This window comes from Lysobacter sp. N42, from assembly GCF_004344885.1.
Genome location: NZ_SKFB01000080.1, coordinates 1 through 6837, shown reverse-complemented (window position 1 = coordinate 6837; position 6837 = coordinate 1). Strand labels below are relative to the sequence as shown.

Genomic DNA, 6837 nt, shown 5'->3' with positions numbered 1-6837 from the left:
GCCCGCGCGGGCGGCGCTCGCCGTCGCGGCTTGCGCCGCTGCGGCCGCCGCGCGGCTTGATGCCGCGGCGCGCATCGTCCTCGGCCTTCTGCTCGCGGGCCTCGCGGAAGATCGCGCTCACGCTCTCCTCTTCCTCGCCCTCCACCTTCTCGCGCACCGGCCGCGGCAGCGCGGTCAGCAGCTCGGCGGTCACCGGCTCGGTCGGGAGCTTCTGCTCGATGTAGGCCTCGATGTCGGGCAGGCTCATCGCGTAGCGTTCGCAGGCGAAGCTGATCGCATCGCCCTCGGCGCCCAGGCGCGCGGTGCGGCCGATGCGGTGCACGTAGTCCTCGGCGTCGAACGGCAGGTCGTAGTTGTAGACGTGGCTCACGCCGTCGATGTGCAGGCCGCGCGCGGCCACGTCGGTGGCGACGAGGATCTCCAGCTGGCCCGCCTGGAATTTCTTGAGCAACGACTCGCGCTTCTTCTGCGGCACATCGCCCGAGAGCACGCCGACGCGGTAGCCCGCCTTCTCCAGCGCGCGCGCCACGCGCTCGACGAACGCCTTGGTGTTGACGAACACCATCGTGCGCGCGCCCTCGCTGCGCGACAGCAGGCCCAGCAGCAGCGGGATCTTCTCCTCGTCGGCCGGGTAGTAGACCTTCTGGCGCACGCGCGCGGCGGTCACCGTCTCGGCCCCGACGACCAGCTTCTCCGGCTCGTTCATGTGCTCGTAGGCGAGCTCGAGCACGCGGTGGGAGAGCGTGGCCGAGAACAGCAGCGTCTGCCGCGTGGTGCGCTCGGGCATGCGGCGCAGCAGGAAGCGGATGTCCTTGATGAAACCGAGGTCGAACATGCGGTCGGCCTCGTCCAGCACGCACATCTCGCAGGCGTGCAGGCTGACCACCTTGTGCTGCTTGACGTAGTCGATCAGGCGGCCCGGGGTCGCGATGATCACGTCGGCGCCGGCCTGCAGGATCTGGCGCTGCTTGTCGTAGTCCACGCCGCCGTAGACCAGCGCGAACTTCAGGCCGAGGTCGGAGGCGAACTTCACCGCGTCCTTGTGGATCTGGATGGCCAGCTCGCGGGTAGGCGCGAGGATCAGCGCGCGCGGGTCCTCCGGCTTGCGGTCGGCCAGCGCCGGCCGGGTGAGCAGGCGGTTCACCACCGCGACCAGGAAGGCCAGGGTCTTGCCCGTGCCCGTCTGCGCCTGGCCGGCGACGTCGCGCCCGGTGAGCGCGATGGGCAGGGTCAGCGCCTGGATGGGCGTGCAGCGGGTGAAGCCGGCGGCTTCCAGGCCTGCGAGCAGCGCGGGGTGCAGGTTGAACGAGTCGAAGGTGACGTCGGTTAGGGGCTTGTCGCTCATCGGGATCCGGCGCGCCACGGCGGCGCATGCGAGGGAGGCGGCGGCCGGGGCGGCGGCCGGTCAGTACGTCCGGGCGCGCGTGGGGGCGGCGACGGGGTGCATCCGCGGAACGCTGCGGATGCGGCCGGACGGTCGTGCGGGGCTTGGCTCCCCGCGATATAGCATCCCAGTGTAACGCATGCTGTCACGGCGCCCGTGCGACCATGCACGGCCACGTCCGCTTCTCGAGGAGACCTGTTCAGTGAGCGACAAGATCAAGCATGTCGGCGACGCCGACTTCGACCGCGAGGTGCTGCAGTCGGCCGAGCCGGTGCTGGTGGACTTCTGGGCGCCCTGGTGCGGCCCCTGCAAGATGATCGCGCCGGCCCTGGACGAGCTGGCCGAGACCTACGCCGGTCGCGCGAAGATCGTGAAGGTCAACGTCGACAACGAGCGGCAGACCGCGCTGAAGTACCACGTGCGCTCCATCCCCATGCTGCTGGTGTTCAAGGGCGGCCAGGTCCAGGCTACGCAGATCGGCGCGGTGGGCCGCGCCCAGCTCGCGCAGCTGATCGACAAGGCGCTCTGAGCGCCGCGCGCATCCCGTGAACCGGCCGGACGGCGCTGCGGTGGCGCCGTCCGCATCCGGGGCCGTGTGGTAGCCCACGGCGACGTCTTCACGCCGCACAGCCGCTTCGCGCGGTCGAATGCCGGCATCCCGAGCGCTTGCGTGCCTGCTCGCGGCGGTGCTAGTTTGCCGCTGGCCCGGCGCGTTCGCGCTCGCCGCACCCCTCTTCTTCGATTCCGATCTCGCCCGCGCACCGTGGGCGCTCGCCGCATTAGCGAGGAATTCCACTTGTCCGACCAGACCTCCGACGCCGGCGAAGTCGCCGAGAAGCGCGTGCGCAAGACGCGCGTGGCCAAGGCCGACGCCGCCGACACCGCGCCCGCCGCTGCGCCCGCCGCCCCGGCCGCCGCCGAAACCCCGCGCAGCGAGGCGCCCCGCCCCGCCGCCGCCGAGTCCCCGGCCGTCGACGCACCCCGCGAGGCCCCCGCGCCGCGCGAGCCGGCCGCGCCCCGCAACGAGGCCGCACCGGTCGCCGGCGCTCCCGAGCCTTCGACCTCGGGCGAATCCACGCCACCGCCCCAGGGCGCGCAGCCGGGCGGCGGACAACAGGCGGGTGGCCCGCGCGAGCAGGGCGACGGCCAGCGCATGAGCCGCCGCGAGCGCTTCAAGAACCGCCGCGAGCGCCAGCGCGAGCGCCAGCGCGACGGCGGCATGCAGGACGAGGGCGGCAACGGCGAGGGCTTCGTGCCGCGCCCGCATCCGCAGGTGCCCGAGGGCTTCCCGCAGTATTCGCTGAGCGACCTCAAGCGGATGCCGACGCCGAAGCTGCTGGAGATCGCCGACCAGCTCAACATCCACGAGGGCGTGGCCCGCGCGCGCAAGCAGGACGTGATCTTCGCCCTGCTCAAGGTGCTCACCCGCCACGGCGAGGGCGTCGCCGCCGACGGCGTGCTGGAGATCCTGCCCGACGGCTTCGGCTTCCTGCGCGCGGCCGAGGCGAGCTACCTCGCCGGCCCGGACGACACCTACATCTCGCCGTCGCAGATCCGCCGCTTCAACCTGCGCACCGGCGACCACATCGCCGGCCGCATCCGCTGGCCCAAGGACGGCGAGCGCTACTTCGCGCTCAACATCGTCGACACGATCAACGGCGAGCCGATCGAGGCGAGCAAGAACAAGGTCCTGTTCGAGAACCTCACGCCGCTGTTCCCGCGCCGCAAGTTCCGCCTCGAGCGCGGCGACGGCAGCACCGAGGACATCACCGGCCGCATCCTCGACCTGATGGCCCCGCAGGGCAAGGGCCAGCGCGCGCTGATCGTCTCGCCGCCCAAGGCCGGCAAGACCATGCTGATGCAGCAGGTCGCCACCGCGATCACCACCAACCATCCCGACGTGCACCTGATCGTGCTGCTGGTGGACGAGCGCCCCGAGGAAGTCACCGAGATGCAGCGCACCGTGCGCGGCGAGGTGGTGTCGTCGACCTTCGACGAGCCGGCCGCGCGCCACGTACAGGTCGCCGAGATGGTGATCGAGCGCGCCAAGCGCCTGGTCGAGCACAAGAAGGACGTGGTGATCCTGCTCGACTCCATCACGCGCCTGGCCCGTGCGTACAACAACGTGGTGCCGAGCTCGGGCAAGGTGCTCACCGGCGGTGTCGACGCCAATGCCCTGCACCGCCCCAAGCGCTTCTTCGGCGCGGCGCGCAACGTCGAGGAAGGCGGCTCGCTGACGATCATCGCCACCGCGCTGATCGACACCGGCAGCAAGATGGACGAGGTGATCTACGAGGAGTTCAAGGGCACCGGCAACTCGGAAGTCCACCTCAACCGCCGCATCGCGGAAAAGCGCGTCTACCCGGCCATCGACATCAACCGTTCGGGCACGCGCCGCGAGGACCTGCTCATCGAGCCGGAGCTGCTGCAGAAGATCTGGATCCTGCGCAAGCTGCTGCACGGCATGGACGAGATCGCGGCGATGGAGTTCCTGCTCGACAAGATGAAGAACACGAAGTCCAACGACGAGTTCTTCAGCTCGATGAAGCGCTGAGCCGGCGCGGAGTCGAACAAAAAAAGCCCCGCGCATGCGGGGCTTTTTCGTGGCGGCCGGCCGGGCCGCAAGCGGTCGCGAACGTCAGAGCGCGAGCTGCCGCAGGTCGGTCTGCAGCTTCAGCCGCGGCTCGCGCAGGCCGTCGAAGGCGTCCTGCCCGGTGACATCGCCCACGCCGGGCAGGCGCGCCGCGACCTGCTGGTCCATCCACGGCGCGTCGCGACGCGCGGTGCGGGTTTCCCAGGCCCATACGCCCGGCCGCGGCTCGCGGCGGTTCTCGACGGTGAAGTGGACGACGACCGCGCCGACGAGCTCGTCCGCCTGCAGTGGGCGGCCGGTGGGGTTGTCGATCGACAGCGTCCAGCGCGCGATGCCGCGCAGCGCGGCGGTCTCGAACCGCGCCAGCAGCTTCTGCACCTCGGCCTCGCGGCCCTTGCCATGCACCAGCGCACTCTGGCGGACGCTGACGTCGCGCAGGCTCCCGTCGGGGTTGGCCTGCACCGCCACCACGACGCGCACGTCGAACCCCGCCCCGGCGATTCCCTCGGGGTAATGGATGGGCGCACGCCTGGCGACCTTCAGCAGCGGCGCGTCCGCCGGCCGCTCGGCGCCATCGGGATCCGGAAACGTCACGTTCTCGATGCCCACGCGCAACGACCTGTCGGGCAGCTCCTGCGCCACCAGCGAAAGCCGCATGCGGGCGCGGGCGACCACCGGGCGGCCGTCCTGCAGCACCGGCTCGAAGCGGAAGCCGTCGACCATGGTCCGCAGGCGGCTGCGCAACGGCTCGCCCAGCTCGGTGATGGGTTCGTAGCCGGCGACGCGGCCGTCCGTGCCGACCTCGATCCACCCGTCCACGCGCGTGGCCAGCACCGGCGCCTGGATGACCAGCTCCTCGGCGACGGAGGGCGTGTACGGCAGGGGCGCGGCACGCAGGGGCGTGGCGAGCAGCGCGGCGAGCAGGGCGACGGCGAGCGGGCGCATGGCGATCTTCCTTGACGATGTCGCGGCAGGCTAGCGGCGACGGGCGGGCGGCGGCAAGCGCGATGCTCAGGCCGTGCCGGCCACCGCCTCGCGCGCGGCCAGCCCGGCGACGAGCACGCGGTTGCGGCCCTGGTGCTTGGCTTCGTACATGGCGGCGTCGGCCCGCGCCAGCCAGGCCTGGGTGTCCTCCCCCGGGGCCAGCACCGCGGCGCCGATGGACACGGTGACCGGGCGGCCGGCGGTGTGCAGCTGCGCGGCGACCTCTGCGCGCATGCCGTCGAGCAGCCCCTGCAGCGCCCGCTCGTCAACGCCCGGCAGCAGCAGCACGAACTCCTCGCCGCCATAGCGGAAGAGACGATCGCCGCTGCGGCAACGCGCCTCCACCAGGCGGGCAAAGGCCACCAGCACCTGGTCGCCCGCCTCGTGGCCGGCCTCGTCGTTGATGCGCTTGAAGCGGTCCAGGTCCATCACCGCCAGGCCCACGGGGATGCGATGGCGGCGGAAGGCCTCGGCCGCGATCAGCAGCTCGTGCTCCATGGAGCGCCGGTTGGCCACGCCGGTGAGCGGATCGCGCGAGGCCAGCGTCTCGAGCTGGCGCTGCTGCACGTGCGTCTGGTGGGCGAAGACGTAGGCCAGCAGACAGGCCACCGACGCGGCGGCGAAGTACATCAGCCGCTCGTGCAACGAACCGAAGGCGCTGCCTTCGACCGCCAGCCCGACGATCACGAGCACGGAGGCGCCCAGCGCCAGGCCGCGCGGCACCAGCAGGAAATTGGAGATGATCGCGGGGAACGACCACAGCGCGCCGGAGAGGCCGATCAGGCGGCCGATGACGATGCAGCCGGCGGTGGTGGTCGCCACCACGAGCAGGCTGGCGCGCGCGACGTCGCCACCGCGCCAGACATGCACCAGCGCGGCGGCCAGGCTGGCGACGACCAGCGTGTCCACGACCGCGGGCAGCATCGCGCCCTGCACGAAGCGGTAGACCGCGAACGGCCCCACGCCGAGGATCGCGACCACGCAGAACAGGACGAAGATCGCGAACTGGAAGTCCGTGCGAAGGCGCTGGAAGGACACCACGGCCCCCTGTTTCCGTAGTGAGCCTTCAATGGAACCACCCGGCCCCGACCCCTGCAAGCGGCAGCCGCCGGGCGGCGGGCCGCCCGGCTCAGCGGTCGCGCAGGAAGCGCGCCATTGAGATGTCGCGCGGGTTGCCGGGGGCGGCGAACTCGGCGGCGATGTCGACGAAGCCGCGCATCAGCGCCACCTCGCGCGGGGTGCGGCCCAGCGAGTCGCGCTGCTCGGGGTCGGCGCCGGCGCGCAGCAGGCGCTGCACCACCCCCGCCAGCCCGCGCAGCGCGGCCAGGTGCAGCGGGCCGAAGCCGCGCGGATCGCGCACGTCCAGCGTGGCGTCCTGGGCGAGCAGCTGCTCCAGCGCGGCGAGCAGCACGTCCTCGTCGGCGCCGGTACCGGGTTCGGCGCGCGCGCCCAGCAGGAGCAGCAGGGGGGTCGAACCCGCGGCAGCGGCGTTCACGTCGGCACCCGCGAGCATGAGGGTGTCCAGCAGCGCGAGCACGCGGGTGCGATCACGCGCGGTGAAGGCGTACATGGCGGCGCAGTGCAGCGCGGTGCGGCCCTGGGCGTCCACGGCGTCCACCTCGGCGCCCGCGCTGAGCAGGCGTGCCGCGAGTTCGGGCAGGCCCAGCGCGCAGGCGACCATCAGCACCGTGAGCTCGCCCGGCAGGCGCTGCTCCAGCGAGGCACCGGCACGCACCAGGCGGTCGACGATGTCGAGGTGGCGCATGCTCACCGCCGCCGACAGCGGGGTGGCGCCGGAACGCGCGGCCGACGTGCAGCGCTGCCTGCGGGCCGGCGGCAAGCACAACGACCTCGACCAGGTCGGCTACACCGCGCG

At 72.2% G+C, this 6837-nt stretch carries 5 protein-coding genes and 2 pseudogenes; 3 read left to right on the top strand and 4 right to left on the bottom strand.

The window, feature by feature from the left end; all coding sequences use genetic code 11:
* Nucleotides 1-1345, bottom strand: a 1345-nt coding sequence (gene rhlB / locus EYQ95_RS25560) for an ATP-dependent RNA helicase RhlB (RefSeq protein WP_132331935.1), incomplete at its 3' end; no start/stop codon positions are given.
* 241 nt (nt 1346-1586) lie between these two features.
* Here rhlB and trxA point away from each other — a divergent pair.
* Nucleotides 1587-1913 carry a thioredoxin gene (gene trxA / locus EYQ95_RS25555; protein WP_132331932.1) on the top strand — a complete coding sequence of 109 codons (327 nt, stop codon included), beginning with the start codon at nt 1587-1589 and terminating at the stop codon, nt 1911-1913.
* A gap of 267 nt (nt 1914-2180) precedes the next feature.
* Complete coding sequence (gene rho, locus EYQ95_RS25550) at nt 2181-3938, top strand: transcription termination factor Rho (protein ID WP_132331929.1); 1758 nt, start codon at nt 2181-2183, stop codon at nt 3936-3938.
* An 84-nt stretch (nt 3939-4022) separates the two neighbouring features.
* Here the strand turns inward: rho and EYQ95_RS25545 are convergent, their stop codons facing one another.
* The 3 genes and pseudogenes from EYQ95_RS25545 to EYQ95_RS25535 all read right to left on the bottom strand — a co-directional run.
* Nucleotides 4023-4922: a hypothetical protein gene (locus EYQ95_RS25545; protein ID WP_132331927.1), complete on the bottom strand. Its 900-nt coding sequence runs from the start codon at nt 4920-4922 to the stop codon at nt 4023-4025.
* 66 nt (nt 4923-4988) lie between these two features.
* Entirely contained in the window at nt 4989-6002 is a 1014-nt protein-coding gene (locus EYQ95_RS25540) for a diguanylate cyclase (RefSeq protein WP_165924862.1), read from the bottom strand.
* 88 nt (nt 6003-6090) lie between these two features.
* Nucleotides 6091-6768 (bottom strand): annotated as a pseudogene (locus tag EYQ95_RS25535) (ankyrin repeat domain-containing protein); the annotation flags it as partial.
* Between EYQ95_RS25535 and EYQ95_RS27255 the strand changes: the two are divergent.
* A pseudogene (locus EYQ95_RS27255) lies at nt 6761-6837 on the top strand (alanine--tRNA ligase-related protein); the annotation flags it as partial. The pseudogenes EYQ95_RS25535 and EYQ95_RS27255 sit on opposite strands and share 8 nt — an antisense overlap.

What these genes read in the sequence shown, in the direction of transcription:
- EYQ95_RS25545 (WP_132331927.1), bottom strand. Translation starts at nt 4,922, where the DNA reads ATGCGCCCGCTCGCCGTCGCCCTGCTCGCCGCGCTGCTCGCCACGCCC.